Raw genomic sequence first — 17,121 nt, 5'->3', positions numbered from 1 at the left:
AGGACAATAATATGCTTTTGTCATATCTTCACCCCTTACTATACTATTGCATCTATCTACAAATCGTTCTTATTTATAACTTATATATCTGTAATTATTTTATTTATTTTAACTTTTTAATTAAGTTAGATGTATATTCTAATAAGTTCGTACATATATTAAGAGTTTCATCGTTTTCATCTAAAATTGGGTTAAATTCTACAAAATCCATAGATTTAACAAGTCCACTATTTATAAGTTCTTTTAATATAAGTTTTGTATCCTCTATGCTATATCCATCACTAACTCTTGTTCCTGTTCCTTTAACTATATCTTTATCCATAAAATCTATATCTAAACTTATATGGATTGCATCTACATTTTGTTTTTTACATTTTTCAATTATTTCATGTATTATCTTTTCAATTCCTAATTTATTAATTTTAGTTTTGTCATACATACTAACTTTAGTATTGTCTAACAATTTTCTCTCCTCTATATCTATATCTCTTCCACCTATATGAAATACATTCTCTTCATGTAGTTTAGTTTTATGCCTATATAAGTTTACTAATCTTTCATCTCCATAACCACATAAGAAAGCTAAAGGCATACCATGAGAATTTTTACTTTCTGATATTACTTCTGTGTTAAAGTCTCCATGTGCATCTATCCAAACTACCCCTAAATTTTTAAAGTATGAACTTGCACCTGATATACTTCCTAATGCTATACTATGATCTCCACCTATTATAATTGGAAAGTCTTTATTATTTAGAGATGTATATACCATGTGTGCTAAATTTAGATTAACATTATATATGCTATTATAGTACTTTATATTTTTATCGCTAAAAAACTTATCTTCCTCTCTAATATCTTCTACATAGATATCTCCCATATCATATATACTTAGTTCGCTTTTTTTCATTATGTTTACTATATTAGCTTCTCTAAGCTTTTTAGGCCCGTATTGAGCTCCATTTCTGTCACATCCATGATTTGTAGGTACACCTATTAAATTTACATTCATAAAAAATCCCCCTTGTAGAAATTACTTATTATAGTTAAAAATCTACCTTTACTAGTAATTATTTTATGATACATTTTTTAAGTTATTCTTAAGCTATTTTTATTAATTACTATTTAGCTTGTCCTTTTATCTTCTTATTTTTTAATAATAATCTAAATCCATCCATGTTATATAAAAATAGAGAGCTAGTTTTTAGCTCCCTATTTTTATATAAAATATTTATAAGCTACATCAAAGCCCTCTAGTATTCTAATTAAACTTTAATGACCCAATCTTTTGGTCCTTGTATATCTTTATATTGTATTCCTCTTAATATATCATAAAGTTCATTAGTAATAGGTCCAATCTTATTATTTTGCACTATATACTCTTTATCTTCATATATGATACTTTTTATAGGCTTTATCATATATTTAGTAGAACAAGTTCCAATTTCACAAAAGTTATCTATTTCATCTAAATATATATCTCTTTCTTCTACCTTCATATTTAAATAGGTTTTAGCAATATACATAAGGGAATTTTTAGTTATACTAGGTAGTCCTGATGAAGATTTTAAACTTACAAACACATCATTTTTAGTTATAATAAAAAGATTTGTATTATTTATGTCTTCAAGTTTGTTATTTTTATTTATATATATAAGTTCTTTATCTTTTAAGCTTTTAGTACTATTACTGACTTCATCTATTCTTTTCCTATCTTTGGTTATTATAATATTTGAAAGATTCATAGGTGTAGGCCCTACTGGCGTTACATATATAGAAAATATGTATTCTTTTGGTATTTTAAGGTTTGATTGGTTTGATATTTCACTTATAAATGGTCTTATATATAAGCTAGCTTTACTATCATATGGTGGTACAAATCTTTCATTAGCTCTCACTACATCTTTTAATGCTTTTATAAACTTTTCTTTTGGTATATTTGGGATTAATAGCTTTTCACAATTTCTATTTAATCTCATTATATTTTCATAAGGTCTAAATAAGTAAATATCTCCTTCTTTACTTCTATATGCTTTTAGTCCTTCGAAACACTGTTTTATATAATCTATATCTAATTTTTTTTCATCTATACTTAGTCTATTTTGTTTTACTTTACCTTCATCCCAATCATTAGCTATATATCTAGATATATAACTATAATCTGTTTCTCTATATTTAAATCCTAGGTTTTTCCAGTCTAAATCAGCATACTCCATAGATTATCCCCCCCTAGTTTTATATTTAATTATATATATGTTATTATTTTATTTTTAATACAAAACATATAAATTATAATCTATATATCCCTACCAGGAAATTTTTATATTTTAAGTTTACAAGTAAAGAGGAACGAAACGTTCCTCTTTGTATTTAATATGTTATATTTGAATTGATTATATTTCTAACTTGTACAAATATATATAAACCCTACGTCGATTTTCCAGACGTAGGGTTGTATGATTAAATTTAATATAAAATTTTATAAATCTAACTTTATCCCATTTTCCTTTAGCCAATGTCTTCTCACTTCATAATCTGGCATCACAGAACTCACTCTATCCCAAAATGCCTTGGAATGATCCTTATACTCCATATGACAAAGTTCATGGACAACAATATAATCAAGCACAGAGCTATTAGCCATTACACATCTCCAATTAAAAAGCAAAATATTACTAGCCGTACAACTTGCCCATCTTTTCTTTTGTTCTTTAACTTTTATATCACTTACTTTTTCCTTAAAATACCCTTCATAGTACTTTACTCTTTCTTTTACTTTTTCTAAGGTCTTTTCTCTATACCATCCTTCTAATGCTTTTCTTATTACTTCTCCATCTTTATTATAAGTTCTTACTACAAACTTGCCTCTAAATAACTTCACTTCTATATCTTTAATACTTTCATCAAGCACTATATCTAAAGAATAGTTCCTTCCAAGATACATATAAGACTCTCCACTAACAGCTTCTCTTTCTATCTTTTGATTACTTATTGTTGCTACTTCATACTGTTTTTGAATTATCCACTTTGCTTTTGATTTAACTTTTTCTAGTATAATGTCAGTGTCATAACCTAATGGAGAGATTACATTTATCTCTCCACTTGGCTCTACTTCTATACTCATTGTTTTTCTATTTCTATATATTAAATTAAAATTAATATATCTTGTTCCGTATTCAAATCCTAGCTTCATTTTATACCTCTTCTATACACTACTTATAATGTTATACTTGATGTTCATATAGATAATGTGTATATAATTAATCTATACTAGCGTAGTGTATTTTAGCAAGTTTTAGTATTTGCTCTTTTAGTTCTTTAATTTTTGCTATTGTTTCTGGTCCGTAGACTTCTCTTATTTTAGCTGATTTTGATAATAGATACATATATATCTTAGTATCTACTTGTGATATTTTAGTTTGGTTTTCACTCCAGCCTGTCATGTGCCATTCCTTTATCATCTTCTCATTAAATTCTTTTGAGAATTCTTTTGCAAAGTTTGTTGTTGCATCTGATGTATATATAGCTTCTTCTTCAGCTACTTTTGATAAGTCTTCTTCTTTTCCTTCTAATACTTTTCTTAGTGTTTCAAATACTGCAAACTCCTTAGTTGTAAGTCCTAAGTCACTTGCTTCATCTTCTTGCCCACTTTTTAATTCTCTATCTATAAACTCTTTAAGTCTTGCTTTTTTCTCTACCCAATCATTTTTAGTTTCTTCTAATATTTGTGATAGTTTTTCTAATAAACTTGTAAAGTAAACTGGGTTTTCATCCATCTTTACGTTTATTACGTTTTTAGCGGCATGTTCCATACTTGATGCTACTGCTTCATCAGACATATTTTTTTCTATTTGCATTTCAAAGTCTGATTCAAATAGTGTTATAGGAGATATCCAACTTATTACACCACTTGACTCTAGGTGCTTTGATATTATTTCTTTTACCTTTTCTCCACAGTCTGATATGTCTAGCTTATCTTGTGGATTGTATCTCATCTTTGCTGCTGCTCTAATATATGATAACCACTTTACATCATTTAATATGTTTTTTGATACATTACCAGGCATTAGACTTTCTACTGCTCCTGCAAATTTTTTATATGCTACTTCAAACTCAGCTCTTTTATCTTCTGGCTCTATTACTTTAACCAAATCATCTATGTTGTTTTTGTCTACTCCTGTGAACATTCTCATTACATTTTCTCTGTATGATAACATCTCATTGTGTAGGCTATCCATAGATTCCATAGGACTACCAAGCTCATCTTTATCAAATATAGCTAAAGCTTCTTCTAAAAAGTCTAAAACTCCATAGTAGTCAATTACATATCCACACTTTTTTCTATCTCCGCAAGTTCTATTTACTCTGGCTATTGCTTGAAGTAGAGTATGCTCTTTAAGTGGTCTATCTAAATACATTACTTGCTCTATTGGTGCATCAAATCCTGTAAGTAGCATGTCTTTTACTATAATAAAACATAACTTACTTTCACTTGTACTCTTTTTAAATTCTTTTAGTATTTCTTCTTGTTCCTTAGAAGTAGTGTGATGCTCCTTTAGATAAGGCTTGTCATTTTGACTTCCCGAGAAAATTACCCTACACTCTAAATCTTCACCTGTTATTTCTTTCATATGCTTTTTTAGGGCATTATAGTATTTTACACATGCATCTCTTGATACACATACTATTTGAGCTTTAAACCCATTTGGATATATATAGTCCTTGTAGTGTTTTAGCATATCTTTTGCTATTTCTTCTATTCTGTCATCTGCTTCTACCACAGTTCTTTTATTAGCATATTTATTTTTTATAGCTTCTTTTTCGTCATCACTTCTATCGCTAAACTCTCTTTCAAATATATCTTCTAGAGTTTCACCCTTAATATGTAAGTCTGGTCTTCTACCTTCGTATACTATCTTTACAGTAGCTCCGTCTTTTACTGCATCCTTTATAGAGTATTTATCTATATATGAACCAAAGGTTCTAGGTGTAGATTTATCTTCTTTATCAATAGGAGTACCTGTAAACCCTATAAAAGTAGCATTTGGTAGTGCATTTCTAAGGTTTGCAGCAGTAGAGCTGTATTGACTTCTATGTGCCTCATCACTCATTACTATTACGTTATTTTTAGTAGATAGTATCTCGTACTCTTTTTCAAGATATAAATTACCTATATTATTTTTTTCCTCATCACTTAACCCAACAATATTATCTTCTTCCTTTTCACTTTGGAATTTTTGTATGGTTGTAGTTATTATCTGAGCGTTAGAGTTTCTTAGTAGCTCTTTCATCTCTCCTATACTTTCTGATCTAACTGGCGTAGTGTTGGTTAAGTTGTTTTGGAAGGTTTCAAATATTTGCTTATCAAGGTCTGTTCTATCTGTTACTACTACTAAAGTAGCATCACTTATTTTTTTAGTACTTCTTACTTTTCTAGCCAAAAATACCATAGTTAGTGATTTACCAGATCCTTGAGTATGCCATACTACACCACCTTTTTGTAGTGGAGTTTTTCCTTCAAGTATGCGTTTCATACATTTCTCTACTGCTCTAAACTGTTGGTATCTACATACTTTCTTTATTTTTATGCTGTTTTCTTTGTCTAAGTCGTATACTATAAAGTTTTGTATTATATCAAGTAAATTTTCTTTTTTAAATACTCCTTGAAGTAGTATGTTTTGTGGTGTTTCTTTATAGTCAGATACTTTAGTATTTTCTAAAGGATAGGCATCTTTCCATTCTACATAGTGCTTGTATCCACTGCTTATTGTTCCTATAAATGCTGTGTATTTGTTAAGTATACCTGTTATAAAGTTTGTATAAAATAGACGCTCTGCTCCTTCTATAAAGTTTGCATCTCTACCATTCATATATCTTCTTAGTTGTTGAAATCCATCATATTTTCCTACGTTTTCATTTGAGTTTCCTTCTTTGAAAGGTGATTTACATTCTAGTACTGCTATTGGCATACCATTTATAAATATTACTATGTCTGGTCTTATTGTTTCTTGTTCACCTTTTACTACAAATTGGTTAGCTACTAAAAAGTCGTTGTTGTTTATGTTATCAAAGTCTATTAGTTTTACTGTTATTTTTTCTTTTTTATTTTCTATTATTTCGTCTACTGTTAGCTGTAGATTTACTATATAGTCGTATATTTTTTCGTTTATTTCAAGAAGACCACTTCCCAAGAATTCTGGTCTTTGTAGTTGTCTTATTATTTTATTTATGTTTTCATCACTTATTGTTGGGTTTAGTTTTTTTAGTGAGTTAAATATTCTTTTTGTTAGTATTACTTCGTTTAGGCTATCACGCTCATTATTTTCTGGTGTTAGTTTTTTTCCATCTATATATTCATATCCTAAGGATATTAGATACTCTATGGCAGGAAGTTCTACTAGTGTGTATTCATTTCCTAGGTTCAAATTTATTCCCCCTTGCTTTATGTATATAATACTAATATTTTATCATATTTAAACGTAAAAAAGGTATTATCTTGGCTTACTAGATAATACCTTTTATTATTTATAACTTATTAATACTCTAAATAGTCTTTTAGCTTATTAAATTCTACGATATATTTTTCTTTTACTAATTTAACTATATTAACTGCTGTTTCTTCATCATACATGTGAGATGTTCTATTTCTATCTAACATCATTTCTATCCATATATCACCATCACTTATTAACTTATGCTTAAATGCACATCTTATCGTACTTCTTGGAGCTAATGCTTCATCTAATATCCCTTGGTCCTCTAAGTATAGTTTCATTACTTTCCAAGCTTGCTCAAAGGTAAATTCAAACCTTTGTATTATTCCATCTATTATAATATCGTCAGTGATATCTTTATTTAAAGCTTCTTCAAGCCTTTTTAATGCTTTTTTAAAGTCTTCTTTTCTTTCATCTAATTTTTTAGCCATTATATATTACTATCCCTTCGTTCATTATGTTTTCAATCAATTTTTCTTTAGTTAGTTCATTGAAGTTTAATATATCAAAGCTTAGAGGTGTATTTATCTCATCTATATCCATAGCTACTTTTGCTTGTATTAAGTGAGTTATTTGTTCACCAAATAAACATAAATCTACATCCGAATTATACTTATTGTCTTGTCTAGCTCTTGAACCAAATAAAATTACTTTTTCTATTTCTTTATATTTTTTAAATATATTTTCTAACTCTATTCTTAATTTTTCTTCAATCATTTACTCACCTCTTTATTATGAATATTTCACAATTGCTTTTATTTATTTCTATATTATATACCCATTATAACATATATCATAATTCTATATTCATATAAAACTATTAGTCTCTTAAAACATAAGTTTCCTAATTTGTACTTTCCACAATTTGTTCTAGAACTTCACTATATGAACCTCTTATATTTACAACTTCATTTAGTGCTTTTTTCATACATTTTAAGGCTATATTATCTTTCATAAACATACCATCTTCTTTACTCTCACTCATTACATTTCTAAACTTAGCTTCTACATCTTCCTCGCTTAGATTTAACTTTTTAATTATTTTATTTATCCAGTCAATAACAGTAGGTGCTAAAAATATATCTTCACTGTCAAAGGGATTATAAGAATTAGAAGCCCCATTTAGATCATAATAACAAACTTTTAAATATATATCTAAAGCCTTTTCTAATTCACCTACACGCTCATGTATTTTTCCTATATCTAATATATTACATCTATATATACCGAAGTCCTTAGATTCTTTATTTTTAATAGCTATCTCTTTAATTTCATCAATTAATACATTTTCTATGGTAATACCTTTTTCATCTACTATTCTTCTTATATTATTAATATCTAACTGAGAATTGGCTATAGTGTTATTAATAAAGTTCCTTCTTACACGCTCATTTTTTATATCATTCATCTCTATATTTTCTTGTATAGTTAATGCTACTTTCTCCCCTGTAAATATACTGTTCTTTATTAGTATATCACTCTTACATAAAGAACACTTATCTTTTGATACAGGCATTTTATCTACCTTCTCTTTACAGTTTGGGCATATATAATTGATATAATATTCTTCATTAACATCAAACCTTGTGGTATCTACTCTATCAAATAAAATACTTTTATTATAAACTCTATCTGGCTTCTTTTTTGACTTTGGTTTGTGTTCTTTCTTTACTACAGGCATATAAGCTCCATTTTTTCTTAGATCTTTTAGAGTACGTTTTGTTGCTTCATGTGCTTGTGTTAGTAATTCATTTAATAGGGATTTAAATTCTTCATTGTCTATTATGCTTGGTAGTTCTACTATCCTTTGATTTGTATACATTGAATAGTTTGCCATTATCATAACTGGTTTTTGTGGGCATTTGTGTAAGTCTATATTTGATAATTCTATATTTACTTTGTTAAATCTATTTATAATTATATTGGTTAATTCATTTTCAAATATTTGTTCATCATTTTTTAAGTATCTGTTATTTTTAAATCCTACTCTACTTGCTATTTTCATTATTTCTTTTGGTGTAATTTCTCCGCCTAGTTTATGTTTTGCAAGTAAGTATAAATCAGATACTACTATATCATCTATGTCATCAAGATTTTGTAGTAGTTGTATAAATAAATCTGCTCTATTATGTACTATACAACTAGCTATTAGTGCATTTGTTGAGTAATTAATAAATGAATTATTTTTATGATGTTTTCTTAATCTATTTATAGTTTCCCATGCTTTTATAAAGTTTCCTGTAAATAGGTGTCTTTCTAGCCCGTAGTAAAATATGAATACATAGCTTATATCTATTTCACTGTCTATGTTTTTTATCCATTGTAGGTATATATACCGTTGGTCTGGCGTTAGTTTCTCATATGATGGGTAATATCCTGGAGGTTCTATGTCGCTTAGTATAGGTTTTGCTATTTTATCTTGTGTGCTTATAAGGCTTGGCTCTGTACTGTAGGATGTTGTTATTGTGAAAATTATTCCTCCTATGTTTATTTCTTCGGTATTTTTGTTTTCTATGAAGTTTTTGTATTTTCCATCTTTAAACCATAGTAGGTCTACTATATCTTTTGGTATATCTATAAATTGTGATTCTTCTTTTCTTGTGGTTATTTTGTTAAATATTTTTAGTAATCCCATATTATATCCCCTTTTATTTTTATGTTAATAAAATACATATTTCTCTAGTATTATTTTAGCATAAAAATAAGTACCAGGTATTCTGATACTTATTTTATAATTATACTTAATTTATAAATGATTTTGATGGATTATATACCTATTAATGCATAAACTTAACATGAAATATCAAATTACGCACCCCCGGAAGAAATTCAGAGGTACGAAGCTCCTCTGTTGATAACAAAACTCATTCGATATTTATTCAAACTTTACCTTTTTCTTTTTGTAATACTTTATTTTATATAATTCTTGTTCTAATTCTTCAATTATATATTCTAAAGTCTGTAAAATTTCATAAGGACTGTTTGATGCTTCTTCATGTAAATCTTTTATTTCTTTAAATTTTCCTTTAAACTCATACTCACTTTTATAATATAATTTCTGACATAAGTTGCTTGCTTCTAATACCTTTTCAGTAGCTGCATTTAATTTTTCTTCACTATAAGGAAATTTTCTATTAAAATTAAATGTGTTTATTAAATATTCCATAAAATTAATTATTACAATATTTGTATTAGATGAATAATGACTATATTTAAAATAGTCTTCAACATTACATGTTTGGTATGCTATAGATAACTTAGGCCAACAGTAATGGTATGCATAATTTAATTTTTTATATCTATCTTTAAGTAATGGAATTATTTCTTCATAGTATGTAATATTTCTATCACGAGAATTTGTAAATGCTAAAATAATCAAACTAGCTAATAGCCCCGAAGAGATACTCATAAATAAATTACTAAACCATACACTTATCTTATCTGTATATCTTAAAAGATAAAACGATATAATCATACATATTACAATGCTAAAAAAATTTATAATAAACCACTTTATTGGTTTGAATTTTTTAGGTTTATTTAGCAATATACTATTGTGTTGATAATCAAATGGACTTTCTACATCACTTAAATATTCTTCAAACCATTCTTTATATCCTTTTTCAAAACTCACTCTACTCCTCCATAATTTCTCTTATATTATTTATCTTTAAAGTTTAATGTTATCTCAATATTAGAAATAAAGTCTTCTATTATCATAGCATTTCCAGCATCTCGTAAACTTCCAACTGAAAGTACATTTATATTGTTCTTATTTTTCCTGTTAATAATTGTTGCATTAATCCTTTTTTAAGTTCTTGCAATCTTTGTTTTTTATTTTCATATTCTACTATTTCATTGTCTACTGATGTTAATATATCTGCTATTCTTTCTTGTTCTTCATCTGATGGAATTGGAATGCTAAACTCTCTTATTCTAGTCAAAGCTAATTTTGGTTGTGCACTTGTAGTTTTCTCAGATTCAATAATATTTTGTATTGATTTTGATTGTAAAACCCTCATCAAAAATTCTTTATTTATTTTTATGTCACACAATTTATCTGCATTTTCTGTCAAATTTGCTCCATCTAATTCTTCTGGTACCATACCTACTATACCTAAAGTTCCTGCTACAGAAATAAATAAATCTTCTTTAGCTATTTTATAGCTTTTTATTTTATCAGCAACTTCACTTGGCACATACTTTATATCATCTAGTTTAACTCCACCCTCATACATATCGGCAACCCTTATATAAGGATTATCTGTTTTTTCATCTAATAATTGATATCCTTTTGGAAGCCTTTTGCCTCCTTTTACCGAGCATATTTCTTCTAATTTTTTAACTTCCCAACCAACAGGAATCTCACCAACCTCAGTCTTCTTAAACTCAGTATGACCAATCCCCTTAGTCAACAACCTCTGCATCAAACCTTTCTTAAGCACCCTACACTTCTCAATAAGCTTCTCAGTATCATCAATCTGACAATCAACAGTAGAAAGAATCTCAGCGATCTTTTCTTGCTCTTTTAAACATGGAAGTACTATTTTTAAGTCTTTTATATCTCTTAATACAATTCTTTTTATTGCAGAACCTGTCTTTGTATTCGTCATCCTTGTTAAAGTTCTAGAATCCCTTAAATATTGATTTAAATACTTTCCATTAAGCTTTATTGATGATGGTCTTAATATCGCTATAGATGATAATAGTACAACATTCTCATTTGATTGTTCAAATAAAATTGTTTTTCCAATAGTTCCATCCTTTGATAGTAAAACATCTCCATATTCCGGTCCACATCCATTTTTTGTCAATTTTTCAAAATCTTCTTCTGAAATATTAGCCGAAGAACTTAAATCAAGTGAATTACCCTTCATATTTGCCACTGTACATATTTTATAATTTGAACCCTCTACTGGTACGGGCGAACTATGTGAACCATCAGTTATTTTTTCGGTACAATCACTTAACTTGACAACTTCCCAATCCTCAGGAATAACTCCAACCTCAGTCTTCTTATAACCTTCCTTCAACACACTCACCTCCTAAATTTCTCCAAATCCTAACTCTCTTAAAAATCCATTAAGCTTAACCTCATTCTCACCAAGTCTTGCCTTCACATCCCTTATTTCACCAATAACCTTATCAATATCTACCATCTCTTCTTCCTCAGTCGTATCCACATATCTACTAATATTTAGATTATAATCATTCTCCTCAATAGCACTTAACTCAACAACCTCAGCATACTTTTCCACACTCTTAAAACCATCAAAAGTACTTATAATCTTCTCTATATCCTCATCCCTTAACTTGTTCTTATTACCATCTTTCACAAATCCATTAGATGCATCTATAAACAGTACCTTGTTTTTTCTATTTTCATCCTTGTCCTTATTTATCATAATCACAGCAGCAGGTATACCTGTACCATAGAATATATTTTGAGGAAGTCCTATTATCGCTTCTACTAAATCATCCTTTAAAATAGCAGTTCTTATCTTTCCTTCAGCACCACCTCTAAACAGCACCCCATGAGGAACTACTGTAGCCATTCTTCCCTTAGAATTTAAACTAGCTATCATATGCTCAACAAATGCCAAGTCACCATAACTCTTTGGTGGTATACCATAAACAAATCTACCATAAGCATCAGCCTTAGCTTCATCTATTCCCCAATTTTTAAGAGAAAATGGAGGGTTTGCAAGTACCACATCAAAAGTTTCAAGTACTCCACCTTTAGTGTGCTTTGGCTCCCTTATAGTGTCTCCCTTTTTTATTACTGCTCCTGTTGCATCATGGAATAGCATGTTCATTTTACATATTGCCCATGTTGATAAGTTTATCTCTTGTCCGTTTAATGATACGTTTTTAGGATTTCCTCCATTGTTTTCTATGTAGTATGTAGAGTGTATTAGCATACCTCCTGAACCAGTAGTTGGGTCATATATTGCTTCTCCTTCTTTTGGCTTCACTATTCCTACAAGTGTCTTAACTACTTGTTCTGGTGTATAGAATTCCCCACCTTTAGTACCACCTTGGTCTGCAAATTGTTTTATCATATATTCATATGCGTTACCTAATACATCTTTATTTTCTAAGTTTTTACTTGCTAGGTTTACACTACTAAATAATATTAATAGTTGAGATAGTTTTTTATCTGGTACTCTTTCTTTATCATTATAGTTTGCTGTTGTTAGTACTCCATTTAGCTCACTATTTTTAGGCTCGTCTTCTATTGCTTTAAATGCTTTGTCTAGTTCTGGTCCTATGTTTATTGTTATATCTTTTAAGTTTGACCATCTAGCTCTTTCTGGTAGATAAAAGTTTTCGTATATATTTGGATCTTCTACAAGTAGATTGATATCTTCTTCTGGTAGCCCCATTGCTTTAAATTCTTCTTTCTTTTCTAATTGTTCTACTTCAAATTGATCATTTAATCTTTTTAAGAATAATAGTCCAAATATGTAATCCATGTATTGAGCTGCGTTTAGTTCTCCTCTTAGTATATCTGCAGCATCCCATAGTGTTTTTTCTAATTTTTCTAATGTTAGCTTTTCCATGTTTTTACCTCTTTCTATTTTTTCTACTTAATTATTTTACCATTTTACATATTAAAAATGTTACTTATTTGTGATTATAAGATTTATCATATTTATCTATGTGGTTAATACTGTTAAATAGCATAGATTTTAACTCTCTATATAAATAAAAATAGTAGCTAATTAACAGCTACTATTTCGTTAAATATTATCCTTAAACCTCAAGAATAATCATTTTAAATTCTTTTTCATTATTAATACCAGAAAATTTATATATTTTAAGTTTACAAGTAAAGAGGAACGAAACGTTCCTCTTTGTATTTAATATGTTATATTTGAATTGATGATATTTCTAACTTGTACTTCACTTATACCAAACTTTCTAGATAGCTCTTTATAGTTACCATTAAAAGATTTTCTAATTATCTTATTTCTAATAGGTTTTAATACACTATTTTCACTAGGTATATAAACACTACTTCCACCAGCTAACTTTATAAGTTCCTTAACATTATCAAGTCCTATTACTTCTTCAATATCAATTAAAGACTTTGGTAAATCTTCTTTAGTTAGATACTTAAGCATAATATCCCTCCATATAATAGATATAGATTGTAATACTTATAATTATTTTACCACCTATATATACCTATATAAACGTTATTTATTCTGCTTATTTCAACATAATATTTATTTTAATCATATTCTCTATGCTTCACTATTATATTCAATTATGTCTAGCTACATATTAATATACGTTCTATAATCATTTTAGGAAAATCAAAAGATGAAAACTTATCTTTCCATAGTAATAATTAAAAGTATTTTAAAAAAATCAAGCTCCTAACTAACGCTAAAAGCTTGATTTCTTATTTTATTATAGGACTATATTTTAAATTATTTAATTATTCAATACTTAGTCTTATTTTTAAAACTATAGTATTAATATATAATGGTTACTTTGCTATTTATACTTTTTTATTTTTTCTATACTCTTTTTAAATAACACCTAATCTATTTTTTATATTAGGTAATTTTTTTGTAAATACAAAGTAAAAATTCTCTTCTTCATCTATCTTAATACGATAAAATTCATCTAGTAAAATTTCATTTATTTCCTTTATTTCGCTCTCATCTCTTACAAACTTTAAACGGAAAGTTAATGCCTTAATAAATTTATGCCACTCTAAAATAAACTTCTTATTTTCATCATAGTTTTCAATTCCTACCCACTTTTTAACCTTAACATCTTTTAAATTTTCTTTAGGGCAATTTCCTACCTGTAAAAAGTACTTAAAATCATCATCTTTGTACACTCTTCCAAGAGGGAATAAACGACAAATATTTGGTCGTTTAGCATGAATAGTACATCGCCCTTCTTCATTTAAAAAGCTACATCTTTTCTTATTATCATCTTGCATATTTAAATATGGTAATAAAATTTTGTTGTTTTCACGTAATTTAATTTTGTTTCCTAGTAATTCATCAAATCCTACACCTAAATAATTCACCATTTCATATATATCAAAAGGTGTAAGCACTACTAGTTCTCCAACATCACAACAACAATCACTACATCCATCGCAACCACATGTATCTGCTTTTACTGTGTCTTCAATGTCATATAATTTTCCATCTGATATTTCTTCTAGTATATTTATTCGTTTCATATATTTCTCATCCTCATTTATTATTTAGATTTTATTAAATTTCAAATAAGATATTACCATACTAAAAATATTCTTACAACTTATCATCATCCTATATTATATAGTCTAGTTTTTATATAAAAAAATCCTCTTAATCTTAAAGAGGACTTTGTGTTATACAGTAAAATAGTAAAACTATTTTCATAATATTTTCACAAAGAAAGTGTTACAGTATGTAGCTTTTAGTCAGTTTCTATATTGACAGTTTTTAAATAAAGTTATAATATCAAAAAGACTGTAGTTTTTTATAGTACATAGAAAATTATGTTCATTTTAAAACTATTAAGTATAGCTTTTTATATTTATATAATCATAAAATTAAAATAAAGGATGATAAAAAATGACACAACAAAATTTAAGCTTGATTGATGAGGTTAAAAGAAGAAGAACCTTTGCAATCATTTCCCATCCCGATGCAGGAAAGACTACATTAACTGAAAAGTTTCTATTATATGGTGGTGCCATTCGTGAAGCAGGATCAGTTAAATCAAGAAGATCTCAAAAACATGCAGTATCTGACTGGATGGAAATTGAAAAACAAAGAGGTATATCAGTTGCATCAAGTGTTCTTCAATTTGAATATAATAACTTTTGTATAAATATACTTGATACTCCTGGGCATCAAGATTTCAGTGAGGACACTTATAGAACTCTTATGGCAGCAGACTGTGCAGTAATGGTTATTGACTCTGCTAAAGGTGTTGAGGATCAGACAAAGAAATTATTCCATGTTTGTAAAATGAGAGGAATTCCAATATTCACTTTCATCAATAAAATGGACCGTCAAGGAAAGGATCCATTTGAGCTACTTGAAGATATTGAAAATGTTTTAGGAATTCGCTCTTGTCCAGTAAACTGGCCAATTGGTTCTGGTAAAGAATTTAAAGGTGTGTTTAATCGTCATAAAAATCAAGTTGAATTATTTGATGATGGTAACCATGGACAATCTATTGCTAATTCTATAACTGGAGATGTATCTGATGAAAAATTTAATACTTTATTAGGTGATGCTCTTCATTCAAAATTACTAGAAGATATTGAACTTTTAGATATTGCTGGAGATAATTTTGACTTAGATAAAATATTAAATGGTGAATTAACTCCTGTGTTCTTCGGAAGTGCCCTTACTAACTTTGGTGTAGAACCATTCTTAGAATCGTTCCTAGAAATAACACCACCACCAACTCCTCGTAGTAGTAATTTAGGTGATATTGACCCTAGTTCGGATAACTTCTCAGGATTTATATTTAAAATTCAAGCCAATATGGATAAATCTCATAGAGATAGAATTGCATTCCTTCGAATTTGCTCTGGTAAATTTGAAAAAGGTATGACAGTAAATCATGTACAAAGAAAGAAAAAGATAAAACTTTCTCAACCTCAACAGTTTGTAGCACAAGACCGTGTTATAATAGATACTGCTTACCCAGGTGACATTATAGGTATACATGACCCAGGAATATTTAATATTGGTGATACATTAAGTGAAAAGCAATCAAATTTACAATACAGTGGTATACCACAATTTGCGCCTGAATATTTTGCAAGAGTATCTACAAAAAATGCTCTTAAGAGAAAGCAGTTCGTAAAGGGTATTACACAGTTATCAGAAGAAGGTGCTATACAGGTATTTAAACAACCTAATTCTGGTATGGAAGAACTTATTATAGGTGTAGTTGGAGTTCTTCAATTTGAAGTTTTAGAATATCGTCTAAAACAAGAATATGGTGTTGAGATGCTAATGAATTCACTACCTTATCGCTATGTACGTTGGATTGAAAATGATCTTTCCAAATATGGTAAGCTTTCAATGCCAATGGATACATTATTAGTTGAGGATAAAAATAGCAACCCAGTAGTGTTATTCCAAAATGAATGGTCTATTAGAACTCTAATTGAGAGAAACGAAAATATAGTTTTAAAAGAAACTTCTTTATAAAAAAATAAATAATAAATGTTAATCCCCCTACGTCTATTTTTAAACGTAGGGGGATTAATTATTTGCATTTTCGCTTGTTTCCCAAAGGTTGTTGTATTTTTTTTATTACGTCTTGTATAAATGGAGCTTCTTCCTTTGATATTATTTCTACGTTCCATTCTATATTACTTTTTAGTGCACTTTGTGTTAGGTTTGATGATCCTATTATTACCTTGTAGTTGTCTTCATTTTTAAATATGTAAGCTTTTGTGTGAAATCCTATTTCTTTGTTTATTACAAATACTTTTAGGTCTATGTTTTTGAAGCTTCTTATTTTGTCTAGTGCTTTTGGGTCTGTGAAGTTTAGATATGTTGATGTTATTATTTTACCTTGTATTCCTTTGTCTTCTAGTTCTTTGAATGTGTCTAGTAGTAGTTGCAGGCCGCTAAAGTTTATG

14 protein-coding genes are annotated in these 17,121 nt (G+C 28.3%); 1 reads left to right on the top strand and 13 read right to left on the bottom strand.

Annotated elements, in window-relative coordinates; genetic code table 11:
* Positions 1 to 103: 103 nt before the first annotated feature.
* The 12 genes from rocF to ABCP60_RS03560 all read right to left on the bottom strand — a co-directional run bounded on the left by rocF (position 104) and on the right by ABCP60_RS03560 (position 14,706).
* On the bottom strand, positions 104 to 1,012 hold the full coding sequence (gene rocF / locus ABCP60_RS03615; protein WP_343101275.1) for an arginase: 909 nt from the start codon (positions 1,010 to 1,012) through the stop codon (positions 104 to 106).
* A gap of 253 nt (positions 1,013 to 1,265) precedes the next feature.
* Positions 1,266 to 2,216, bottom strand: a complete 951-nt coding sequence (locus ABCP60_RS03610; protein WP_343101274.1) for an aminotransferase class IV — start codon at positions 2,214 to 2,216, stop codon at positions 1,266 to 1,268.
* Positions 2,217 to 2,479: 263 nt separating this feature from the next.
* Positions 2,480 to 3,193 carry a SprT family zinc-dependent metalloprotease gene (locus tag ABCP60_RS03605; protein ID WP_343101273.1) on the bottom strand — a complete coding sequence of 238 codons (714 nt, stop codon included), beginning with the start codon at positions 3,191 to 3,193 and terminating at the stop codon, positions 2,480 to 2,482.
* Positions 3,194 to 3,260: 67 nt separating this feature from the next.
* Positions 3,261 to 6,425 (bottom strand): type I restriction endonuclease subunit R, encoded by a 3,165-nt coding sequence (locus tag ABCP60_RS03600; protein ID WP_343101272.1) that lies wholly within the window; start codon positions 6,423 to 6,425, stop codon positions 3,261 to 3,263.
* 110 nt (positions 6,426 to 6,535) lie between these two features.
* Positions 6,536 to 6,925, bottom strand: coding sequence for a nucleotidyltransferase substrate binding protein (locus tag ABCP60_RS03595; protein ID WP_343101271.1), 390 nt, complete (start codon positions 6,923 to 6,925; stop codon positions 6,536 to 6,538).
* A complete protein-coding gene (locus tag ABCP60_RS03590; RefSeq protein WP_343101270.1) occupies positions 6,918 to 7,211 on the bottom strand; it encodes a nucleotidyltransferase domain-containing protein in 294 nt (97 codons plus the stop codon). The genes ABCP60_RS03595 and ABCP60_RS03590 overlap by 8 nt, the downstream gene beginning before the upstream one ends.
* A 127-nt stretch (positions 7,212 to 7,338) precedes the next feature.
* On the bottom strand, positions 7,339 to 9,129 hold the full coding sequence (locus ABCP60_RS03585; RefSeq protein ID WP_343101269.1) for a TerB N-terminal domain-containing protein: 1,791 nt from the start codon (positions 9,127 to 9,129) through the stop codon (positions 7,339 to 7,341).
* Positions 9,130 to 9,369: 240 nt separating this feature from the next.
* Positions 9,370 to 10,128 (bottom strand): hypothetical protein, encoded by a 759-nt coding sequence (locus tag ABCP60_RS03580; RefSeq protein ID WP_343101268.1) that lies wholly within the window; start codon positions 10,126 to 10,128, stop codon positions 9,370 to 9,372.
* 127 nt (positions 10,129 to 10,255) lie between these two features.
* A complete protein-coding gene (locus tag ABCP60_RS03575) occupies positions 10,256 to 11,527 on the bottom strand; it encodes a restriction endonuclease subunit S (protein WP_343101267.1) in 1,272 nt (423 codons plus the stop codon).
* A 12-nt stretch (positions 11,528 to 11,539) separates the two neighbouring features.
* Complete coding sequence (locus tag ABCP60_RS03570) at positions 11,540 to 13,057, bottom strand: type I restriction-modification system subunit M (protein ID WP_343101266.1); 1,518 nt, start codon at positions 13,055 to 13,057, stop codon at positions 11,540 to 11,542.
* A gap of 300 nt (positions 13,058 to 13,357) precedes the next feature.
* Positions 13,358 to 13,621, bottom strand: a complete 264-nt coding sequence (locus ABCP60_RS03565) for a Mor transcription activator family protein (RefSeq protein WP_343101265.1) — start codon at positions 13,619 to 13,621, stop codon at positions 13,358 to 13,360.
* Positions 13,622 to 14,034: 413 nt separating this feature from the next.
* Positions 14,035 to 14,706, bottom strand: a complete 672-nt coding sequence (locus tag ABCP60_RS03560; protein ID WP_343101264.1) for a YkgJ family cysteine cluster protein — start codon at positions 14,704 to 14,706, stop codon at positions 14,035 to 14,037.
* 379 nt (positions 14,707 to 15,085) lie between these two features.
* On the opposite strand from ABCP60_RS03560, the gene ABCP60_RS03555 reads away from it, so the two are divergent.
* Positions 15,086 to 16,684, top strand: coding sequence for a peptide chain release factor 3 (locus tag ABCP60_RS03555; RefSeq protein WP_092926110.1), 1,599 nt, complete (start codon positions 15,086 to 15,088; stop codon positions 16,682 to 16,684).
* Positions 16,685 to 16,742: 58 nt separating this feature from the next.
* Here ABCP60_RS03555 and ABCP60_RS03550 read toward each other — a convergent pair whose 3' ends face one another.
* Entirely contained in the window at positions 16,743 to 17,105 is a 363-nt protein-coding gene (locus ABCP60_RS03550; protein WP_343101436.1) for a phospholipase D-like domain-containing protein, read from the bottom strand.
* Positions 17,106 to 17,121: the final 16 nt, after the last annotated feature.

Origin of the sequence: Romboutsia sp. MSSM.1001216sp_RTP31141st1_G3_RTP31141_220114, assembly GCF_039031195.1 — a bacterium.
GTDB lineage: Bacteria > Bacillota > Clostridia > Peptostreptococcales > Peptostreptococcaceae > Romboutsia_C > Romboutsia_C hominis.
Note: the sequence above shows the minus strand (reverse complement) of the source record. Positions and strands in the feature narration are given on the sequence as shown.

Excerpts from the sequence above, each read along its gene's own strand:
- ABCP60_RS03565 (WP_343101265.1), bottom strand. The coding sequence starts at position 13,621 with ATGCTTAAGTATCTAACTAAAGAAGATTTACCAAAGTCTTTAATTGAT.
- rocF (WP_343101275.1), bottom strand. The coding sequence starts at position 1,012 with ATGAATGTAAATTTAATAGGTGTACCTACAAATCATGGATGTGACAGA.
- ABCP60_RS03605 (WP_343101273.1), bottom strand. The coding sequence starts at position 3,193 with ATGAAGCTAGGATTTGAATACGGAACAAGATATATTAATTTTAATTTA.
- ABCP60_RS03570 (WP_343101266.1), bottom strand. The coding sequence starts at position 13,057 with ATGGAAAAGCTAACATTAGAAAAATTAGAAAAAACACTATGGGATGCT.
- ABCP60_RS03610 (WP_343101274.1), bottom strand. The coding sequence starts at position 2,216 with ATGGAGTATGCTGATTTAGACTGGAAAAACCTAGGATTTAAATATAGA.
- ABCP60_RS03590 (WP_343101270.1), bottom strand. The coding sequence starts at position 7,211 with ATGATTGAAGAAAAATTAAGAATAGAGTTAGAAAATATATTTAAAAAA.
- ABCP60_RS03595 (WP_343101271.1), bottom strand. The coding sequence starts at position 6,925 with ATGGCTAAAAAATTAGATGAAAGAAAAGAAGACTTTAAAAAAGCATTA.
- ABCP60_RS03560 (WP_343101264.1), bottom strand. The coding sequence starts at position 14,706 with ATGAAACGAATAAATATACTAGAAGAAATATCAGATGGAAAATTATAT.
- ABCP60_RS03555 (WP_092926110.1), top strand. The coding sequence starts at position 15,086 with ATGACACAACAAAATTTAAGCTTGATTGATGAGGTTAAAAGAAGAAGA.
- ABCP60_RS03585 (WP_343101269.1), bottom strand. The coding sequence starts at position 9,129 with ATGGGATTACTAAAAATATTTAACAAAATAACCACAAGAAAAGAAGAA.